Source organism: Paenibacillus sp. FSL H7-0942, from assembly GCF_045040715.1.
Classification (GTDB): domain Bacteria; phylum Bacillota; class Bacilli; order Paenibacillales; family Paenibacillaceae; genus Paenibacillus; species Paenibacillus amylolyticus.
The window spans coordinates 4292158-4313406 of record NZ_CP150279.1 but is presented as its reverse complement, the minus strand read 5'-3'; the positions used below and the strand labels follow the sequence as shown (position 1 = coordinate 4313406).

The following is a 21249-nucleotide window of genomic DNA, read 5'->3' as shown; positions in this document are numbered from 1 at the left end:
CCACAACAGGCAAGAGAAGAGGTGATATGTGGTGGTTCAATGGACACAGGTAGATCGTGAAATGGCAATGCAAAGTGAGAATGTACTCACAACATTAAACAAACATGGCTACAAGGCATATTGGGTAGGTGGTTGCGTTCGTGACGAATTGCTGGAACGTGTTGTGGACGATATGGATATCACGACATCTGCTTCTCCTGAGCAAGTCATGGAACTGTTTGACGATTGTATTCCTACAGGTTTGCAACACGGTACGGTTACCGTTCGTTCAGGCGGTTATTACTTTGAAGTGACCACATTTCGAACAGAATCCGAATATCAGGATAACCGCAGACCTGCTGCGGTTCAATTTGTTCAGGATATCAAGGAAGACTTACAGCGGCGCGACTTCACGATGAACGCTCTTGCTATGGACGTCACTGGGACAATCGTTGACCCGTTCGGTGGACAGGCAGATATCAAGGAAGAGCGAGTCAGATGTGTGGGTTCTGCGATGGAACGATTTGGTGAAGATGCACTGCGGATGCTCCGCTGTGTCCGGTTTGCTTCCGTATTTGATTTCAAAATTGCCCATAACACGTGGGAGGGTCTTGTAAGGCAGAAAGACCTGCTTCAACATATAGCAATGGAACGGGTACGTACCGAGATGGTAAAAATGATGTCTGGACCGCATCCTTTAAGAGGGTTGGAGCTGTTATACAGAAGTGATTCCCTTGCGCATATCAAAGCGCCGGTAAGCTCGACCCGATTTAACAAGATGTTGTTATCCAATCTGGAACAATTGTCAGGTCAGCATGTGTTGCTTCGTTGGTCACTCATCCTGATTGCTGGCGGTTATAGCAAGGATGAAGCAGATGTATTATTACGTCAGTGGACATTTTCCAATGAACATCGTTCTCGTATAACAGGGGTCCTTCAGGTGGAACAGTTGATTCATACTTCCGTGCAGGAGCCGAAGGATACGGTCAGTCTCCGTTCCGATTGGATCGTTACTGTTCTGGCTTGTGGCGTTCAGGCGGCGGATGATTGGCTTCGAATACAGTCTACACTGCCAGCAGGATGGCGGAATCAGTCCGAACCGGCAGAAATGCAGGTTGTATTAGTACAAGAGCTTGCAGCCGAATGGAGTCAATCGATTCCTGTGCATGACTTGAAAGAGTTGGATATTACAGGGGAACAAGTGTTACAAATGGTGCAGCGCAAAGGCGGGCCTTGGCTGGGGCAACTAATGAAACATTTGTTACGAGAAACGGCGATTGGAACGATAGCGAATCAGCATGAAGCACTAAGTGCAGAAGTGAAGCGGGTGGTTCAAGATGACCAAACATGAAGATCTGTTACATATGTTATTAAATGCAGAAGGACGATTCGTATCGGGTGAAGAGATCAGCCGTAATCTGTCCATCAGTCGGACCGCTGTGTGGAAACATGTGAACAAGTTGCGAGACATGGGTTATGAGTTTGAAGCGGTATCCCGCAAAGGATACCGTCTGTTAACGAAGCCGGATAGCATTGACGCTACTGGGCTCCAATTGGCCCTGGATACAACCATATTTGGCCGTAAGGCTGTTTTGTTGGCTTCGACCCTGTCTACGCAAGGGGATGTTCTCAAGCTAGCTGAGCAAGGGCAGGCAGAAGGCGCTGTGGTCATTGCGGAAGAACAAACAGGAGGAAGAGGACGTTTCGGTCGACAGTGGTTCTCTCCTCCGGGTAAAGGAATCTGGATGAGTGTCCTGTTACGCCCTGATCTACCACTTCAGCATACGCCCCAGCTAACTTTATTAACAGGAGTGGCTGTATGTCGTGCCGTTCGAGCTTGTTCAGGAGCTGATGCGGGCATCAAATGGCCAAATGATGTGTTGATTGACGGACGCAAGGTATGTGGCATATTGCTTGAATCTACGGTAGAAGATCATGAAGTCAGATACTGTATCGCAGGTATAGGCGTTGACGTGAACTTTGATCCCGAGGATTATCCGGAAGATCTGACCACAATCGCTACTTCGCTCAAGATGGAGACGGGTCAATCCGTTGATCGCACCAAACTAACGGCTGCCATTTTGACGGAGCTTGAACAGTTGTATTTTTTGTATCAAAAAGAAGGATTTGGCGTGATCTCAGCTCTATGGGAGGCCCTGTCCGTATCGATGAATCGAGAGATTACAGTGACGAATCCTCATGGTGTCATTGAAGGGAAGGCAATTGGTCTTGACCCTTCTGGTGCACTTATCGTGGAGAAGCACGATGGAGAACATACACTAATCATCTCTGGTGAGATTTCCTGGAAATCATAAACAATTTGTCGAATTTTCACTGGTAAAATGAACATAAGACGTGAAGTTTGAGCAGAACTTTGGTATACTGTGTTCGTGAGGCGATATCGGCTAATGCAGACCGAATTGCACTCCCGTAACAGTAACCTTTGTTCTGCTTTGATGTGTTTTATATAAGCAGACCGCAGTGCAAGAATGAAATACGTTTAAGTGAGTTGTTGGATTCTGCTCTGAGCCGAAGAGGACCGAGACAGAAGGGACGATCGCAAGTGACTCTTTTTTGACTTTTCGGGACTTTTTAGTGGAAAACTAAAAGGTTTTTTTGTTGCGTTTATTTGAAAAGAAGAAAGGAGCCATGAAAAAAAATGGCGAACAAACAAGCGTTGAATATTGTGAAAATGAAAAAATATAAGCAGGATGGCGTGCCGCTTACCATGATCACGGCTTACGATTATCCAACAGCGCTCCTAGCAGAGGAAGCAGGTATTGATCTGATCCTGGTTGGTGATTCACTCGGCAATGTAGTACTGGGTTATAATTCGACGCTTCCGGTGACCATCGACGACATGGTATACCACACACGTTCCGTAGTGCGCGGTGCTGAGAAGACATTTATTGTGGCTGATATGCCTTTTATGACCTATCATGGCAGCGTGGATGAGACGCTTAAGGGTGTCCGTCGACTGATGCAAGAGGGGCATGCCCATGCGGTTAAAATGGAAGGCGGAGTCGAGATAGCGGACACCGTCAGAGCAGTCGTGCAAGCAGGCGTGCCTGTTCTTGGACATATCGGACTGACACCTCAATCGGTTAATCAGATTGGTGGTTACCGCATTCAGGGCAAGGATGCAGCGGATGCGAAACGTCTGATGGACGAAGCCAAAGCCTTGGAAGCTGCAGGTGCGTTTGGCATTGTGCTTGAACTGGTTACGGAAGAAGTTGCACGGGCGATCTCGGAGGAACTGTCCATCCCTACCATCGGAATTGGAGCAGGACGAGGCTGTGATGGTCAGGTACTGGTATTCCACGATGTGGTTCAATATGCCTCTCCGTATACGCCCAAACGATTTGTCAAAACCTATGGAGATGTGGGTACATTAATCAGAACCAGCATCGAAGCTTACGTGAAAGAAGTGAAAGATCGTTCGTTCCCGGCCGAAGAGCATGTATTCAATGCGGCGGATGGTGTTCTGGATCAACTGTACGGCGGACAACGCAAGGAAAAGGTGGGGAGTAACTCATGAAAGTATTACGGACAATCGCAGAGTTAAGACAGGAACTAAGCTTGAAACGTCAAGCGATTCGGTCCAGTGCGTCTGTTGTAGGTCTTGTACCAACAATGGGTTATCTTCATCAAGGTCATGCAAGCTTGATGAAGATAGCCAGACAACAGAGCGATATCGTGGTATTAAGCATATTTGTTAATCCAATTCAATTTGGCCCTAATGAAGATTTTGACAGCTATCCGCGGGATGAAGCCAGAGATGTGGAAACAGCAGGCTCACAAGGAGTGGATATCGTATTTATTCCCTCTGTTGAAGAGATGTATCCACAGGCAACGCAAACGACCGTATCTGTCTCAAAACTGACGGAGCGCTTATGTGGCGCTTCACGTCCAGGACATTTTGACGGAGTAACAACTGTAGTCTCCAAGCTCTTCAACATCGTACAGCCACAGCGTGCATTTTTTGGAATGAAAGACGCTCAGCAGGTTGCGGTCATTCAACAGATGGTGAATGATTTGAATATGCCTGTAGAAATTGTACCCTGTCCGATTGTTCGCGAAGAGGATGGTCTTGCTCTCAGTTCACGTAATGTCTATCTTAGCGCAGAACAGCGTACACAGGCCTTGGTTCTGTCGAAGGCACTGCGTGCAGCTCAGGAAGCCGCAGATACAGGTGTAGCTACTACAGCCGCAGATATCCGTCATATTCTGCGCGAGCACATTGCAACCTCACCGCTTGCCGTTATCGACTACGCCGAGATTCAGGCTTTTCCAAGTCTGGAGCCGCTCACAGATCAGGAAGAAGTTCAAGGCCGTGACGATCTGCTCATTGCACTTGCGGTGAAATTCGGAAAAACAAGATTGATTGACAATATAAGGTTGCAAAAATCGGAGGTACTGTCCCATGTTTAGAACACTGATGAAATCCAAAATTCACCGGGCTACGGTAACGGAAGCCAACTTGAACTATGTGGGTAGCATTACCATAGATGAAGACTTGATGGAAACATCCGACTTGATGGAAAACGAGAAAGTGCAAATTGTGAACAACAACAATGGTGCACGTCTGGAAACATATGTGATTCCAGGACCACGCGGAAGCGGGGTCATATGTCTTAACGGCGCAGCTGCACGTCTGGTACAGCCTGGAGATAACGTCATTATCATTTCTTACGCCATGATGTCGCAAGAAGAGGCAAATACTCACAAACCAACCGTTGTATTTGTAGATGGGCAGAATAAACCTGTACAAACGATGAAACAGGAAGTCCACGCAACAATTATGTAATCGACTGGTAAGGAGAATGAAATCGGCCCTTGAAGCAAAAAATGAGTACAGGTCACTGCACTAATCCATTTTTTCAAGGGTGGGGATGCATCGATGTTCCAGCATGTTTTCGCAGAAATGAACGACATGTTAGATGAAATTATCAAGAGCTATCCTTCCGCTGAAGGCCTGAACAAACAAGAATTGCTGCAAAAGTGGAACTTGCTTAAGCGGATGAGTGACGGAATGCTGGATGAATGGCTGATGTTTGAAGAAAAGATGAGCCAGGTGAGGGAGCGGGAGATGGATAAGCCTGCTTCCCTTGAACCGGAACAGGAAGCTGTTACCGCTTTGCCTGAACTCCATCTGGAATGTTTCAGTCGAGGTCAGGGTTATTTCAAATTACAGATGTATCCGCAGGCGATCATGCAATTCTCCCGGGTTGTGACCGACCATCCGGAGAGTGCATTAACTCGTTTTTACCTGGCGCTGGCGTATCTGAATCTGGAACAAATGGCGGAAGCCGGAACACATTTACAGCAGATCATGTACCTTAAAGGTTCACCTCGCTTGAAAGGGCTTGTGTGTAACGCCCTAGGCTGTATTCAAGTCAAGCTTGCGAATCCCGAAGCTGCATGTTCACTCTTTGCACAGGCCCTTCAGTATGACCCGACATTGACCGAACCACTGTACAACATGGAAGCATGCAGGTTGAACAGGGGAAAATTGCAATATGCTAATCAGCTGACGACCCTTCATTAAGCGGGAATTCGGCGACAAAAAAACGGTGTTCCCTCCTTTGGCATAGCGGCGGGGACACCGCTTTTTTGTCAGTTAATTTTCAAATCCCCTTTTTTTTGCTATGCTGTAACATAGACTGGAATGGAAGGGACCGTACATTGCAATGAAATTTGCCGTATTGGATTTCGAAACAACCGGCACGCAGTCCGACGGTGAGATTATACAGGCCGGACTTGCCATCATAGACCATGACTACAGCATAACTCAAATATATAGTTCTTATGTGAACCCTGGTGTACCGATTCCCCCGTTTATTTCGGGGTTGACGGGTATTACCGATGCAGATGTGGCGGACGCTCCTTCACTCGAAGAGATGATGATGGAGATGGTTCCGCTGCTTAATGATGTGGTGCTTGTTGGACACAACGTCGCTTTTGATTTTCACTTTTTGCAGAATGCTCTTGACCGTTGCGGTTATTTGCCGTTCACTGGCCGCATTCTGGACACGATTGATTTTCTGAAGATCACATTCCCATCACTGGGTTCTTATCAACTCGGTTATGTGTCTTCCGAATTTGGATTTCAACATGATCGCCCTCACCAGGCAGACAGTGATGCACTGGCGACAGCCTATGTGCTACTCAAGTGTCTGGATGAGTTAAAGGAATTACCGCTCATAACGATTCAGCGCCTCAGTGACCTGTTTGCACCAGAAGACAGTGACTTGGGTTGGTTTTTGGACGGAATGCGCAGTGAGAAGGAAGCAGAGCCGATTCAGGACCTGGACGGACATACCTATTATCGTCAGCTTGCTCTTAATGTAAGTGATTGGACCGATATTGGTGCACCACGCGATGAGCGGGAGGCTAACCCCCTCGATGGTGTAAGCTTCGAACAGTTTATGGACCAGGTTCGGGAGAATCTGAAGGATACACTGGATCATTACGAAGAGCGTGAAGCGCAGACTCAGATGTTCAGCAGTGTAAGGCAAGCCTTGGATGAAGAGAAACATCTCTTGATCGAAGCTGGAACGGGTACCGGTAAATCTCTAGGGTATCTGTTGCCTGCTATTTATGAAAGTGTGAAGCAAGAACAGAAAGTTATGGTTAGCACGCATACGATCAATCTGCAGGAGCAATTGAGAGAGCGGGACATTCCGATGCTGACTCAAGTGGTTCCGTTCCCGTTTAAGGCTGCTGTATTCAAAGGACGTGGACATTACCTGTGCCTGCGCAAATTTGAACACAAAATCAATAAACGTGAATTCGCCACACCGAAAGAGGATTATTTCACAGCTGCTCAGATGATCGTCTGGCTTACGCAGACCGAAACCGGAGATGATGAGGAACTTAACCTTAGCGGACGCGGAGGGGACTTCTGGGAGACCGTACAGAGTGAATCCGAATCATGTCTGGGAAGATCCTGTCCATGGTTCCGTAAATGCTTCTACCATCGTGCCAAACATGAAGCAGGGTTGTCTGATATCGTAATCACCAATCACTCCAAATTATTTACGGATGTGAAAGCCGCGCATCAGCTGCTGCCAGCCTATGAGAGTCTTGTGATCGATGAGGCACATCATCTGGAGGATGTCGCTGGTAAACATCTTGGAATGCATATGAAATATTTCACCTTGGTTCATACACTGACCCGCCTATTTAAAGACAGTCGTAATGGTCAGCTACCTATGCTTCGTTCGCAGTTTTCCGGGCATGAAAATTCGGTGCAATGGGGCTCCATGGTGGATCAGATGTTCCCGCTCGCTCTTGAAGTTAAGGAGCTGTGGGATCGTATGAGCGATGCCTTGTTTGGTCTCTTGCCTGAACGAAGTGATGCTTCACCGGGAGAGACGGGGCAATTTTCACTGCGTCTGAAAGCATCTCAGAAACCTGCAAAATGGCAGGAGTTGCAGGATCTGGAGAACCAGATCTATGTGACTCTGGGCGATTTGGTTCGCAAAGGGGACAAATTGCTGCTTGAAGTGAAAGAGGATCAGGATGATTATCAATCGGATAGTCTGATCACGGACATTACAGGATTGCTGAAAGATCTGACCACATTGAAGGAGAATCTACGTTTCTTCATGCGTATGGATGACGCCAAAACGGTGTACTGGATGGAAGCCAGCGGTCAGTTCCGCAGTAAATCTCTTCAGCTGTATGCCGTACCTGTAGATGTCAGTGCCCAACTTAAGGATTTATTTTTTGACAAAAAGAAAAGTGTTGTTCTTACATCGGCAACGCTCTCGGTAGATAAGTCATTCCAGTTCATGATTGAGCAGCTTGGCTTACAAGAAGCCTCTGAGAATAATCGGCTGTTAACGTCGATGCTGCCATCACCTTTCAACTATCGCGATCAGGCACTTCTGGTGATTCCGCGTGATTTCCCGAGTGTGAAGGGAAGTGTGGGTGATGCGCACTTTGTTAATATGCTGGTGCAATCACTTGCAGAGACGGCAATTGCTACGCGTGGACGCATGATGGTTCTGTTTACTTCATACAAGATGTTGCGACAGGTCTATGATCCGCTGAAGGAGGCACTGTCTGGCAACGACATCTCGTTGCTTGGGCAAGGCGTTGACAGTGGAAGTCGTTCCAAATTGACTCGCAGGTTTCAAGATGCCAAAGCAACGGTACTTCTGGGCACAAGTAGCTTCTGGGAGGGTGTAGATATCCCGGGAGAGGCGCTAACCTGTCTCGCTATTGTGCGACTGCCGTTCCAGCCACCGAATCATCCGTTGGTGGAAGCCAAGAGTGAGTTGCTTCAGGAACAGAAGAAAAATCCGTTCATGAAACTGTCCGTGCCACAAGCGGTCATTCGTTTCAAGCAGGGATTTGGCCGATTGGTGCGTACAGCAAAGGACAGAGGAATTGTCATTGTTTATGATACACGGGTAATTGAAGCGTATTATGGTAAATTCTTTTTGTATTCATTACCTGGTCCCAAAATGGAGCATATGCTCACGGAGCAGATGGTTCCACGAATTACCGAGTGGTTGGAAAAACCTGCTAATGAACAAAAATAATGGTTGTTTTGTTCGTTATATCATTGCATGACACTATCGTTTGGCGTTAAACTTTATTAGATATTTCCGTATCCAATTAAAGCAGTTGCACGTAAGAACTTATAACCTAAATTACAAGGAGCATTCTGTATAAAATGTCACGTTTATCTTTGAGTTTTATACAGAATGCTCATCTTTTCATCTATTATTTTTTTATCGTGGCCTTGGTAAGGGGGAGCAAGAATGAAATCGGATAAAATTTCGGAAGCAGTGGTAAGACGTCTGCCTGTTTACTTGCGTTATTTGAACGAGTTGCATCAGCGTGAGGTGGCTACTGTTTCTTCTCAAGAGCTTGGACAGAGGCTGGATCTGAATCCGGCACAAATTCGTAAAGACCTGGCTTACTTCGGTGATTTTGGTCGTAAAGGGATCGGGTATGATGTATCCTATTTGATCGAGAAAATTCGTCACATTCTCAAAATTGATCAGCAAATTAATGTAGCTCTGGTAGGCGCGGGTAACCTCGGACAGGCCTTGTCCAACTACAACGCATATCTGAAAGACAACATGAAGATTGTTGCTGTATTTGATGCATATGGACCGAAGATTGGTAGTCAAATCAACAGTTTGACGGTAAAACCAATGGATGAATTGACGGAAGCGGTTAAAACGGAAAATATCCGCATCGGCATTATCACGGTTCCGGATACGGAAGCCCAAAATGTAGCCGATCAGCTTATTGAATCAGGAATTGAAGCGATCCTTAATTTTGCACCAACCATTCTAAAAACACCGCCGCATATCCGGATTCACCATGCTGACTTTACAACGGATCTGCTTAGTTTGGCCTATTACTTGGAGACTGGAAAGGACGACGAGGAAGATGACAACAAATAGATGGGTAATTCACAACGGCAAATTTGCCGTTAATGAAGGCGGCACAACATGGAACGTGGTCCACGGATACATGGTTGTTGAGGATGACAAGATTGTGCATATTGGTGAGACATTGCCGGATGGAGACAAAAATAGTACCAAAGTGGATGGAAAAGGACTGTTCTTCCTGCCGGGTCTGATCAATACGCATGGTCATGCAGCGATGTCGTTGCTCAGAGGGCACGGAGACGATCTTGCGTTGCAAGTATGGTTGCAGGAAAAAATGTGGCCGATGGAAGCGAAAATGACTTCAGAAGATGTATATTGGGGAACTTCGCTATCGGTGCTTGAAATGTTAAAAGGAGGAACTACAGCTTTCTTGGACATGTACGATCACATGGATCAAGTTGCCAAAGTTGTGGAGCAATCCGGCGTTAGAGCAGCACTGGCACGTGGTGTAATCGGGCTGTGCTCGGAAGAAGAACAATTGCGGAAGCTGGAGGAGTCGGCTGCGTTTGCACGTGAGTGGAATGGACAGGCAGATGGTCGCATTACAACCGTAATCTCGCCACATGCACCATATACATGCCCTCCTGACTACATAGAGAAGCTTGTGCAGGTCGCGAACGACCTAAACCTTCCCCTTCATACACATATGTCGGAAACGCTTCGTGAAGTCGAGCAGAACGTGGCTGATTATGGACTGCGTCCTGTGGCACATCTGGAGAAACTGGGCTTTTTCTCCCGTCCATCCCTGGTTGCACATGCGGTGCATCTGAATGACGAAGAGATTGAAATTTTGGCCCGACATGATGTGGCTGTATCCCATAACCCGGGAAGTAACCTGAAACTCGCTTCCGGTGTTGCGCGGGTACCTGCGTTGCTGAAAGCAGGAGTTACCGTGTCACTCGGAACAGACGGACCGGCAAGCAACAACAACCTGGATATGTTCGAGGAAATGAGACTGGCTGCATTGATCCACAAAGGTGTATCTGGTGACCCAACGGCAGTGCCAGCAGGCGAAGCGTTATTACTTGGAACGTCATACGGTGCCAAATCCATCTTCTTGAACAATACCGGAGCACTCCAGGTCGGCATGAAGGCTGACTTTATCGCCTTGGACATTGAACAGGCACATTTCTATCCACATACAGACCTGATCTCACATACCATCTATTCGGCTTCTGCCAAGGATGTTGAGCACGTATGGGTGGATGGGAAACAAGTGGTGAAACATGGCGAATGTCTGACGCTGGATGAAGAACGCATTTTGCGTGAGTCTCAATTGGCATTTGATGGTCTGCTTGCTCGTTAATTGCAGGACAGCATCATAGGGAAAGGAAGTTCGGCTTTTGAAGAAAAAAAAGAAGTGGATATGGATTTCGCTGCTTGCACTGGTTCTGATTCTGTTTGGACTTCAACGTTATTACGTCCATGTCACGCAGGACCAACGCAAGGAAGAAGCGCTCGCCATACAAGCAGCACAGGAGCAACTGGGCATTACATCCTATGATGAATTGCGCAAGTACATCTGGGGAGACAAAGAAGGCTCTGACAACATCTACTGGACCCTGATCGGCAAAATCAAGGATAACCAGGATGTTATGGTCTGGGTTAAATTCGATGCAAACAATCAACCGGTTAAGGGTGCAAACGCTGTACACAGTGAGCTGCTGCAGAATGGCATGTCCGAAGCGCAGATACGCAATCGCTTCAGTTCTGAAGTTCCTGCCGGTGAGATTAAACGAATCATGCCCGGAGTTGTGAATGGAATATATGTGTGGCAAGTGTATTATAAAGACGGTACGCATAACCACTATCGTTTTTATCGTTTTAGCAACGGAGAACAGGTGGACCTGGTCTACACACTCCCGAACAGCTAGAACAAGATAGAGTGAGATAACTAGAGAATTAAAGAAATGAAAGAACCGGCAGACGGATATCCGACTGAACCGGTTCTTTGTGTTGTCTGTAAACATATTTGATTTAAATAGTTAAAATTAATAATTTATTCATATTTTCGCCTTCGAAATTGTATATACGATGTGATATACTCAGATATGTACTCAAAGTTACATTCAAAAACAAATAATCCTGTCGAAATTCTCGCAGGAGTCAATGTGCACATATTCGTATATACCAATAAGCCAGTAGGTTGGGCCAAATTCTGGGAGGGGTAATTCACTTGAAGCTAAAAGTATTGCCTATTGCTATAACTGCCGTCATTTCAACCGTTGTGTTGTTTGGAGGTTGGTTTGTATATCGTCAGGTGGCTGTGCAGAATCCGATTGAAAAAATGGTAACCCAGTACGATGGAGTCAATGACGTTCAATTAACTATTAACCGCAATGACGTACAATTGAAACTGGATCTGCAACCTGATGTTGATTTGGGCAGACTGGTACAATATATTCACAAAGAAGGACAGACCCTGATTGGAACACGCTCACTAAAGTTGGATGTTGTGGATCATTCCAGTGAAGCACTGGAAAGTTGGTGGGGGGATGCGATGTTCACCGTAGCTCAGGCGATGGAGAACAAGCAATACACCGAGATTACACCAACGTTGTCAAAGATGGCGACGAATGGAATTAAGGTAAATACAGCGATGGATGACAACAATGTATATGTCAGTCTCAGAGACGGAGATGCCAGCAAGTTTATTATTCTGCCGCGTGTGCCCGGTCAGATAGGAGTGTGGCCTAATGCCTAAGTGGACAAAAGAAGTTGCCATCGGATTTTTTCCCGTATTGATTATTTTCCTTGCTTTTACTGGTGTTAATATTGTTCCAATTCTGATTGCAGCGGTGCTTGTCGGAGCTTTGCTGTTCATGATGCAAATGCGTGGCGGGATTACAGTAGGCGCTGCACAGGAACGCAAACGGAAGAAAAAAGGACCTTCCAAGCTTACTTTTGAAGAAATTGGCGGACAAGACAGTGCGAAGCAGGAACTGCGTGAAGCGCTTGACTTTCTCATCAAACATGAAGAAATCCGGAAGTTCGGGATTCGCCCGTTAAAAGGGATCTTGCTGACGGGCCCTCCAGGGACAGGGAAAACGTTGATGGCCAAGGCTGCTGCCCATTACACCGATTCTATTTTTGTAGCAGCATCGGGTAGTGAGTTCGTGGAAATGTATGTTGGTGTGGGTGCCAGCAGAATTCGGGATTTGTTCAAGGACGCGAGAACCCGTGCCACCAAGGAAAATAAGGAAAACGCTATTATCTTTATCGATGAAATCGATGTCATCGGGGGGAAACGTGAGGGTGGTCAACAGCGTGAATATGATCAGACCCTGAATCAGCTCCTGACGGAAATGGATGGAATCTATTCTTCCGATACGCCAAGAATTCTGGTTATCGCTGCAACGAACCGCAAAGAGATGCTGGATAGCGCTCTGACTCGACCGGGACGTTTTGACCGCCACATTCAAGTGGACTTGCCTGACAAAAAGGGCAGAAAGCATATTCTGGAACTGCATGCGGTGAACAAACCTTTGTTGAAGGAAGTTAATCTGGGGAAAACAGCGGAAGAATCATATGGTTTCTCCGGTGCACAGCTCGAAAGTGTGATGAACGAAGCAGCAATATACGCCATGAGAGACGGGCTGTTAAACATCGAACAGCGGCATTTGTCCCTGGCTATTGATAAAGTCATGATGGGTGAGAAGACAGACCGTGAGTCGAGCGTGGAAGAGAAGAAAAGGGTCGCCATTCACGAGTTGGGACATGCCATTATGGCTGAACTCGTTCGTCCAGGCAGTGTTAGTCAGGTGGCACTTAGTCCGCGTGGTCAGGCGCTGGGATATGTACGTCATAACCCGCAACAGGAACAGTTCCTCTATACGAAGCGCTTCCTGGAAGAGCAGATTATGATTGCACTCGGAGGAGCAGCTGCGGAGGAAATGTACTACGGTGGTCGTTCCACAGGGTCACGCAATGACTTTGATCAGGCAACCAATGTTGTACAGACGATGATGGCTTCGGGGTTGACTTCACTTGGGATTGTGAACATGGATATGGTCACAACCGAGGAACTGATGCGAGAGAATAAATTGATTCTGCAAGAACTGATGGAACAGACAAAGCAGTTGCTTGAAGAACAACGGACAATTTTCGACAATTCACTCGACATCTTGATTCGTGAGGAAGTTTTGTCTGGCGAACAATTTCGTTGTCAATTTCGTGACAGTGCCCTTCTACCAGCATAATTTATTTATGCTGGTTATTTTTTTTTACATTTCACTCGTGCTAAGATATTATTATATGTTGGGTCGAAATTTGTAATTTTCGGCGAACAGGGTACAATAGAGAAATAGAGAACCGAAAGGATGGAGCAGAACCATGTTTTTCAAAAAAATAGGAGTTGTCGGCGGCGGAACGATGGGACAAGGTATTTCCCAGATGCTCGCAGCCAAAGGACTTGATGTGCTTCTCGTGGAGCATACAACACAAAAGCTGGATCATGCATATGACATGATCGAAACCAATCTGGATAAACAACTGGAGAAATGGGCGATTACAAAAGCGGAGAAGAAATTGATTCTTTCCCGTATTACCAAGGTAGCTCATTTAGCTGAACTTGGAACTTGCGACATGGTCATTGAGACAATTTCAGAGGATCTGGATGCGAAAAAAGCAGTATTCAGCCAACTGGACCAAGTTTGTCCAAGCAATGTCATTCTGGCAAGTAATACATCCACGCTGAGTTTGACCGAGCTTGCAAGCTCGACCAAATACCCAGAGCGTGTTATTGGTATGCACTTTATTCACCCGGTATCCCGGGTTGATCTTGTAGAGATTATTCGTGGACTGAAAACTTCGGATACAACATTCGAAGAGACCAGACGTTTTGTTGAAGAAGTAGCGGACAAAAAAGGAGTCATGATTTATGAATCCCCTGGATTCGTAACTTCCCGTCTGATCTGCCTGCTGATTAACGAAGCGTTGCATGTATTGCAAGAAGGTGTTGCATCTGCTGAAGATATCGATGATGCAATGCGTATCGGATACAACTTCCAACATGGACCACTCGAAATGGCTGACCGTTTCGGATTGGATTCTGTTGAAGCTGCACTCGAAAGAATGTTCCGTGAATTCGGAGAATTGAAATATCGTCCTTCGACAGTCCTGAAGAAAATGGTGCGTGCAGGACACCTGGGTGCCAAAACAGGCGAAGGATTCTTCAAGTACGACAAGGATGGTGACCGACTGTGAAAGTACTCGTAATTAATGCGGGGAGTTCCTCGCTCAAATATCAACTGTATAATATGACTGACGAATCTGTACTGGCTAAAGGTTTGGTAGAACGGATCGGAATGGATTCCTCCATCCTGACACACAAACCGACAGGCCGTGAGGATGTTACAGAAGTTAGTGAGATTCTGGAGCATACAACAGCGATCCGTAAAGTCATTGATATTTTGACTCACAAAGAAAATGGTGTACTGGATTCTGTAAGTGAAATTCAAGCTGTTGGACACCGTGTTGTTCACGGTGGTGAAGCATTTAAAGAATCTGCATTGGTAGATGATGCTGCCAAAGCTGAAATTCGTCGTTTGTTCGACTTGGCTCCACTTCATAACCCTGCAGCAATGATGGGTATTCGTGCGGCTGAATTAAATATGCCTGGTGTGCCACAGGTAATGGTCTTCGATACGGCGTTCCATCAAACGATGCCGGAAAAAGCTTACCTGTATGCTATTCCGCGTGTACTTTACAAAAAATATAAAGTACGTCGCTACGGCGCACATGGTACTTCCCATGATTTCGTAAGCAAGGCAGCTGCTGAATATCTGGATCGTCCAGTGGAAGATCTGAAAATTATCACTTGTCACGTCGGTAACGGTGGTAGTGTAACAGCAGTTCAAGGTGGCGTATCCGTTGATACTTCGATGGGTATGACTCCGCTTGAGGGACTGATGATGGGAACGCGTTCTGGTGACCTTGACCCAGCCATCGTACCTTATGTAATGAACAAGGAAGAACTGAGCGTAAGCGAAGTGAACTCCATGTTGAACAAACACAGTGGATTGCTTGCGATCTCCGGAATCAGCAGTGACATGCGTGAGATTACGGAAGGTATGGAGAATGGCGATGCCAACTCCACGCTTGCTTTTGAAATGTACGAATACCGTCTGCGTAAATACATCGGCTCATATGCAGCTGCAATGAACGGTGTAGACGTGATTGTCTTTACGGCTGGTGTAGGTGAGAACTCCGTTGTACTTCGCCAAAAAGTATGTGAGCAACTCACTTATCTGGGTGTTGAACTGGATGAAGCGTTGAATGCCATTCGTTCTGGCGAACCACGCCGGATCACAACAGCGAACTCCAAAGTGGAAGTTCTCGTTGTGCCAACAAACGAAGAATTGGTAATTGCACGTGATACACACCGAATCGTATTGAATTCTCAGTAATCTAACTGTAAAGTAAATATAGAATGACAAGGAAGTGCAGAGGACAGGCATAAGCCTGCCCGCTGCATTTTCAAATTCAGGAACCAAGGGGAGATATGGGCATGAATACGAATTGTGTAATTCGTAATGTGAACGAGCATGTGGGCGAAACCGTAACAATCGGTGCCTGGATTAACAACAAACGTTCCAGCGGTAAAATTCAGTTTTTGCAGCTGCGTGATGGAACCGGATATATCCAAGGGGTTGTTGTGAAAAGTGAAGTTAGTGAAGAGATCTGGAACAATGCCAAGAGCCTGACTCAAGAAAGCTCTTTGTATGTTACAGGTATTATTCGTGAAGAACCTCGCAGTGCGTCCGGTTACGAGATGACTGTTACAGGGGTTGAAATCATTCACCTGACTGAAAACTATCCAATCACGCCTAAAGAGCATGGTGTTGATTTCTTGATGGACCATCGTCATCTGTGGCTTCGTTCTACGAAGCAACGTGCTGTTATGGTGATTCGGGCAGAGATTATTCGAGCTGTTCAGCAGTTCTTTGATGGTAACGGATTCACACAAGTTGATCCTCCAATTTTGACACCATCGTCTGCGGAAGGAACAACGAACCTGTTCCACATCAAATACTTTGATGAAGATGCTTATCTGACACAAAGTGGTCAATTGTATATGGAAGCCGCAGCCATGGCGCTGGGTAAGGTATATTCATTTGGTCCAACATTCCGCGCAGAGAAGTCCAAAACACGTCGTCACTTGATTGAGTTCTGGATGATTGAGCCGGAAATGGCATTTGTAGATCACGAGGAAAGTTTGCGCGTACAAGAGAAATTTATCGCTCATGTCGTTCAATCCGTGGTTAAAAACTGCCGTGCAGAACTGGAATCTATCGGTCGTGACGTATCCAAACTCGAAGGCATCGTAGCTCCATTCCCGCGTATTACGTATGATGAAGCGATTGAATTCCTGCATGGACAAGGCTTTGATATTCCTTGGGGAGAAGACTTTGGTGCACCACACGAAACAGCTATTGCTGAGAAGTACAATACACCTGTCTTTATCACGCATTACCCTGCTGGAATCAAGGCTTTCTATATGAAACCAGATCCAAATCGTCCTGAAGTTGTTCTCTGTGCGGATATGATTGCACCAGAAGGCTACGGAGAGATTATTGGCGGTTCGCAGCGTATCGATGATCCGGAATTGATGCAACAACGTTTTGAGGAGCACAATCTCTCGGATGAAGCTTACCAATGGTATCTGGATTTGCGTAAATATGGATCGGTTCCTCACTCCGGTTTCGGTCTGGGATTGGAGCGGACGGTAGCATGGATCTGTGGATTGGATCATGTACGTGAAACAATCGCATTCCCACGTATGCTCTATCGTCTGTACCCTTAATGCTTAACCGAGGAGCGTCTATGGAAGACACCACATCCAAAGCTTGGTTGGATGGAGCAGCTTATGGCATGACTTCGGGTACAGCCCATCTGCCGTATGCCTTGTTACGTTTTTATCACCAGCTTGGCCTATCAGATGTAGAAGTGCTTCTTCTGATTCAACTGCTAGGGTTCCGTCAGGCAGAGTTCAATGAGTTTCCCACGCTTGAAGAGCTTGCGGCGCGCATGGGACTTGCACCTGAAGGCATTGCCAGAATGTTGCAACGTCTGATGAGGGATGGGTATATTGCTATTGACGAGCACCGTGACGAAGAACGGGACATCCAGTACGAGCGATATGATTTACATGGATTATATGCCAAGCTTGCAAAGTGCACTGCTGAAGAAGTAGCCGCATTCCGTGCGGAGCAGCAGAGTAACAATACAGCACGTCAAGATTCGAACAGTGTTCAAAAAGAAGAGGAAGAACGGAACATGTTCTCCATCTTTGAAAAAGAATTTGGACGTCCGCTCTCTCCAATGGAGTGCGAGACGATATCCGGCTGGTTGGATCAGGACCGTTATCAAGAGGAATTGATTCTAATGGCTCTGAAGGAAGCGGTTTTTGCAGGCAAAGTACATTTCCGGTATATCGATCGAATACTGCTTGAGTGGAGTCGCAATCGTGTTAAGACCGTTCAAGACGCGAAGGCGTACACGCAGCGGTTTCGTAATGGTGGACGTTAATTCCAGCGTAGGCAGGGACAAGAAACAGGCCAGAAGTCATTCTGTGCCTGTTTTTTTTGGATTAAAGATTGGATGAGTGATCAGCAACATCAACCTTTCAGGCAATGATTTCATTTTGTTTTACAAAAATTTGATAGATCACGCAGGGGTTAACGCACAAGCTGTCGTCTATTGTATTGGAGAGGAGGGGAGAGTTATTGATGAAGCGCGCGTAATCGAACAAATCCGTCAAGGAGATACATCCCAGATGCGTACTCTGATTGATAAGTATAGCCAGCATGTATACCATGTGGCCTATTCCGTACTCAGGAACGATCAGGAAGCACAGGATGCAGCTCAGGAGGCGTTCATACAGATGTATAAGTCTCTCCCCGACTACCGTTCTGAAGGTTTCAAAACGTGGTTAACCCGAATTGCCTTTCACAAAGCGATTGATGCCAAACGCAAGCTGGGCAGACGAACTGCTGAGGATCTGGGTGGAGAAGAAAAAATAATCAATATGCCCGGACGGGATGAAGACGTTCTTACCCGTCTCGTTCGTGAAGAGCGTCAGGATAAACTTCGCGAACGAATTAATCAGTTGCCTGCTCAGCATCGTGACATTATCACTGCGTATTATCTAAGCGAAAAAAATTATGAGCAGATTGCCAGTGATGCACAGGTGGCTGTGAAGACTGTGGAATCCCGCTTGTATCGTGCCCGGCAGTGGATTCGAAAACATTGGAAGGAGGATGAATGGCGTGAGTAAACAGGAGAAATATACCACTGCGCAATGGACCGATTATATTGAAGGCCATATGAGTGAAACTCAAGCAAACCAAATGGAACAGCTTCTGATGGAAGATCCGGATGCGATGGACATCTATCTGGAAGCGCTTGGTATCCACGGAGAACTGCCTCCGTTACATGACCCAACAGGGTTTGCGGATTCAGTCATGCATCGGATTGAGGGCATTCAATCACCCAAGGTACAACGCAAATCCCGTGCTGGACGAAACCGGCGCTGGCTTGATCATAAAGTGTTCCATTACGCGGTAGCAGCCTGTTTGACATTGATCTTCCTCTCGTCTGGACTTTTTGACAAGGTAGCACCATATCACAAGTTCCAGGATGGCGACCACAGAGGGTCTTTTACCGAGAAATGGACGGAGGCAGCCACTTCATGGCTGGATAACTTCAAGCCTAAACCATAAATAGTTTCGCATTGCCTGAAAAGAAAGGATGACGACTGTGCACTCAGATCGTAACAAATTACTCGCATTTCTATTAAACTTGATACCCGGTCTTGGTTTTATGTATTGGGGACGGCCTACCAGAGCTGTGGTCTATCCATTACTCTTTTTTGGAACAGGCATTGGCTTCATCATGTTGGCGTTGTTGACTGATGAAAAGGAATTGATGATTGTCGGGTTCCTGGGAGCCATATTCTTCTGGTGTATCAGCATGCTGGATATGATTATCGTTCTACTCCGTGCCCCTTCATTGCACGAAGTTCATTACCAAGGTTATGGGGCACATTACGGTGGTCTCCATCAAGGCGCCGCTTACCAGAAAGCATATGCTGGCCAGGAAGAGCCTCTTGGACAGATGGATCAGGAGGAGCCACATCAGGATCATGGTGGAGTGTATGGTATGCCCGAGGGGCCCTATGGTCAACCCATGTACCGAAAAGGCAGTGAGGGTGAACGGTTCTTCACCATTTTGCTCTCATTTGTTCCGGGATTGGGCCACCTTCATCTGGGATTGTTGCATCGCGGTTTGTCGTTCTTGATGGCGTTCTTTGGTTCATTTGCCATGATGGTTTTTGTAGCTTCGATCACGAATGAATCGGTATTTTTGATGTTCCTACTCATACTGCCTGTAATATGGGTATACTGCATGTTTGACGCGGTGCAGCATGTCCACCGTAAGCAGGCTGGTGAGATATTGCAGGATCGGACATTATTCGAAGAATTGGAGATGGGCAGAGTAGCCGGACGACGTAGCAAAGTGCTTGCAACGCTGCTATCCGCTTTTCCAGGTGCAGGTCATCTCTATCTGGGATTGCAGAAAAGAGGCATGCAATTGATGTTCCTGTTCCTGGGCAGCATCTATGTTCTGGACCTGCTTCACTTATCGGTGTTTCTGTTCATGATTCCGTTGATCTGGTTCTACAGCTTCTTTGACGGGCTCCAGTGCTCCAGTCGTTATGGACGCGAGCCTTTGGTTGATCAACCGATCTTCAAGGACTGGGCCCGCCATCAGCGTCTGATTGGATTCGGGATCGCCGCGCTGGGTCTATATTACCTGACGATCCGTCTTGTCATTCCACAGCTGAATGAGCTCTTCCCTAATGCATTTATGACGTATGAGATACGTTCCTATTTAAACACCGTCATCGTATCCTTGCTGCTCATTTTTGGCGGTTTGAAACTGCTGTTTGGCAAGCAGAGGGGGACGGGTATCCATAGTGCTGCTCAAGGAAATGATGAGGGAGCAGACAGCCTCTTTTTATTCAAGGATCGGGATGATCGACTGTAGAGTGACCTAAAGATTATTTACACTGACACTACGATGACAGAGCAACCTTCTAATCGCTGTTATCCAACAACATAAAAACACGCCAAGGGCTATGTATATCAGCCTCTGGCGTGTTTTTGGTTGTGCAGCTTTGATTTTGAACAAATGATTGCTATCTCGTGGCGCCCTTCAACAGAAGTTGACGGTACATCACTTCGAACAAGAACTCAAACGCTTCCAGATGACGTTTCGCTTCAAAAGCATCCTTGCCCCACGCATATATGCCGTGGTTACGCAGCAAAATTCCTGGTACGTTGGCATCAAGTACACCTGGCACCAATTCAGCGATAGATGGAATATCTGCAAAGTTAGGCAGGACGGGTACACGAATCTCCGCATTTTCTTCCCAAATGTTGAAAGCCTTGATCAATTCGATTCCTTGAATCGGCACGTGTCCATCTGCTCCAAAGAATTCACTGATCAGGTTGTTAAACACAGTATGCACGTGGAATACAGCACCACAACCCGTCAAACGATAGATTTCACAGTGAATCAACGTTTCGGCACTTGGTTTCAACGTTGTTGTTTCAATTGCTTTGCCGTGTTTGTCCACAAAAAGAAAGTCTTCCGGAGTGCGAAGAGATTTGTCTTTGCCTGAGGCGGTAACCGCAAAATAAAATTGCTCCGGGTCAAAGTCTCCTACACGCATAGACAGATTGCCACTTGTTCCGGGGAACCAGTTACGACCGGCAAACAACGCTTTAATATCAGCCAGTTCTTCAAGGACCTGACGTTTGTGTTCCAATGTAATCTTTTCAAAGCCCAT

20 protein-coding genes are annotated in these 21249 nt (G+C 46.5%); 19 read left to right on the top strand and 1 reads right to left on the bottom strand.

The genetic code is table 11. The annotated features are described in order from the left end of the window. Window positions 1–31: 31 nt before the first annotated feature. The 19 genes from MHI48_RS19080 (at window position 32) to MHI48_RS18990 (ending at window position 20444) form a co-directional block, all read left to right on the top strand. Window positions 32–1330 (top strand): CCA tRNA nucleotidyltransferase, encoded by a 1299-nt coding sequence (locus tag MHI48_RS19080; protein WP_245838207.1) that lies wholly within the window; start codon window positions 32–34, stop codon window positions 1328–1330. Further along, window positions 1317–2294 (top strand): biotin--[acetyl-CoA-carboxylase] ligase, encoded by a 978-nt coding sequence (locus tag MHI48_RS19075; RefSeq protein WP_076328405.1) that lies wholly within the window; start codon window positions 1317–1319, stop codon window positions 2292–2294. Before MHI48_RS19080 ends, MHI48_RS19075 begins: the two co-directional genes overlap by 14 nt. A gap of 344 nt (window positions 2295–2638) precedes the next feature. Beyond that, the gene (panB, locus tag MHI48_RS19070; protein WP_036672039.1) at window positions 2639–3517 is read left to right on the top strand and encodes a 3-methyl-2-oxobutanoate hydroxymethyltransferase; all 879 of its coding nucleotides are present in this window, start codon (window positions 2639–2641) and stop codon (window positions 3515–3517) included. Further along, a complete protein-coding gene (panC, locus tag MHI48_RS19065) occupies window positions 3514–4410 on the top strand; it encodes a pantoate--beta-alanine ligase (protein ID WP_076328406.1) in 897 nt (298 codons plus the stop codon). Before panB ends, panC begins: the two co-directional genes overlap by 4 nt. Continuing rightward, window positions 4403–4786, top strand: coding sequence for an aspartate 1-decarboxylase (gene panD, locus MHI48_RS19060; protein ID WP_017687742.1), 384 nt, complete (start codon window positions 4403–4405; stop codon window positions 4784–4786). Before panC ends, panD begins: the two co-directional genes overlap by 8 nt. 117 nt (window positions 4787–4903) lie before the next feature. Further along, window positions 4904–5527: a tetratricopeptide repeat protein gene (locus MHI48_RS19055; protein ID WP_306068488.1), complete on the top strand. Its 624-nt coding sequence runs from the start codon at window positions 4904–4906 to the stop codon at window positions 5525–5527. Between the two features lie 142 nt (window positions 5528–5669). Next, window positions 5670–8531, top strand: a complete 2862-nt coding sequence (gene dinG, locus MHI48_RS19050) for an ATP-dependent DNA helicase DinG (protein ID WP_076250015.1) — start codon at window positions 5670–5672, stop codon at window positions 8529–8531. 222 nt (window positions 8532–8753) lie between these two features. Beyond that, window positions 8754–9407 carry a redox-sensing transcriptional repressor Rex gene (locus MHI48_RS19045; protein ID WP_036671997.1) on the top strand — a complete coding sequence of 218 codons (654 nt, stop codon included), beginning with the start codon at window positions 8754–8756 and terminating at the stop codon, window positions 9405–9407. Further along, a complete protein-coding gene (locus MHI48_RS19040) occupies window positions 9394–10701 on the top strand; it encodes an amidohydrolase (RefSeq protein ID WP_076328407.1) in 1308 nt (435 codons plus the stop codon). Before MHI48_RS19045 ends, MHI48_RS19040 begins: the two co-directional genes overlap by 14 nt. 37 nt (window positions 10702–10738) lie before the next feature. Next, the gene (locus tag MHI48_RS19035; protein WP_076328408.1) at window positions 10739–11269 is read left to right on the top strand and encodes a hypothetical protein; all 531 of its coding nucleotides are present in this window, start codon (window positions 10739–10741) and stop codon (window positions 11267–11269) included. A gap of 302 nt (window positions 11270–11571) precedes the next feature. Next, the gene (locus tag MHI48_RS19030) at window positions 11572–12099 is read left to right on the top strand and encodes a hypothetical protein (protein ID WP_076328409.1); all 528 of its coding nucleotides are present in this window, start codon (window positions 11572–11574) and stop codon (window positions 12097–12099) included. Continuing rightward, window positions 12092–13594, top strand: coding sequence for an AAA family ATPase (locus MHI48_RS19025; RefSeq protein WP_076328410.1), 1503 nt, complete (start codon window positions 12092–12094; stop codon window positions 13592–13594). Before MHI48_RS19030 ends, MHI48_RS19025 begins: the two co-directional genes overlap by 8 nt. A 133-nt stretch (window positions 13595–13727) precedes the next feature. After that, complete coding sequence (locus MHI48_RS19020; protein WP_017687750.1) at window positions 13728–14600, top strand: 3-hydroxyacyl-CoA dehydrogenase family protein; 873 nt, start codon at window positions 13728–13730, stop codon at window positions 14598–14600. Continuing rightward, window positions 14597–15802, top strand: a complete 1206-nt coding sequence (locus tag MHI48_RS19015) for an acetate/propionate family kinase (RefSeq protein WP_076328411.1) — start codon at window positions 14597–14599, stop codon at window positions 15800–15802. The genes MHI48_RS19020 and MHI48_RS19015 overlap by 4 nt, the downstream gene beginning before the upstream one ends. 101 nt (window positions 15803–15903) lie before the next feature. Next, the gene (asnS, locus tag MHI48_RS19010) at window positions 15904–17199 is read left to right on the top strand and encodes an asparagine--tRNA ligase (protein ID WP_017687752.1); all 1296 of its coding nucleotides are present in this window, start codon (window positions 15904–15906) and stop codon (window positions 17197–17199) included. A gap of 20 nt (window positions 17200–17219) precedes the next feature. Next, the gene (locus MHI48_RS19005) at window positions 17220–17924 is read left to right on the top strand and encodes a DnaD domain protein (protein WP_083677430.1); all 705 of its coding nucleotides are present in this window, start codon (window positions 17220–17222) and stop codon (window positions 17922–17924) included. Window positions 17925–18054: 130 nt separating this feature from the next. Continuing rightward, window positions 18055–18672: an RNA polymerase sigma factor gene (locus MHI48_RS19000; protein ID WP_245838210.1), complete on the top strand. Its 618-nt coding sequence runs from the start codon at window positions 18055–18057 to the stop codon at window positions 18670–18672. Next, complete coding sequence (locus MHI48_RS18995) at window positions 18665–19117, top strand: hypothetical protein (protein ID WP_076328413.1); 453 nt, start codon at window positions 18665–18667, stop codon at window positions 19115–19117. The genes MHI48_RS19000 and MHI48_RS18995 overlap by 8 nt, the downstream gene beginning before the upstream one ends. Before the next feature lie 28 nt (window positions 19118–19145). Continuing rightward, on the top strand, window positions 19146–20444 hold the full coding sequence (locus tag MHI48_RS18990; protein WP_179086514.1) for a multi-tm2 domain protein: 1299 nt from the start codon (window positions 19146–19148) through the stop codon (window positions 20442–20444). Window positions 20445–20595: 151 nt separating this feature from the next. Here MHI48_RS18990 and MHI48_RS18985 read toward each other — a convergent pair whose 3' ends face one another. After that, window positions 20596–21249: a methylthioribulose 1-phosphate dehydratase gene (locus MHI48_RS18985; protein ID WP_076328415.1), complete on the bottom strand. Its 654-nt coding sequence runs from the start codon at window positions 21247–21249 to the stop codon at window positions 20596–20598.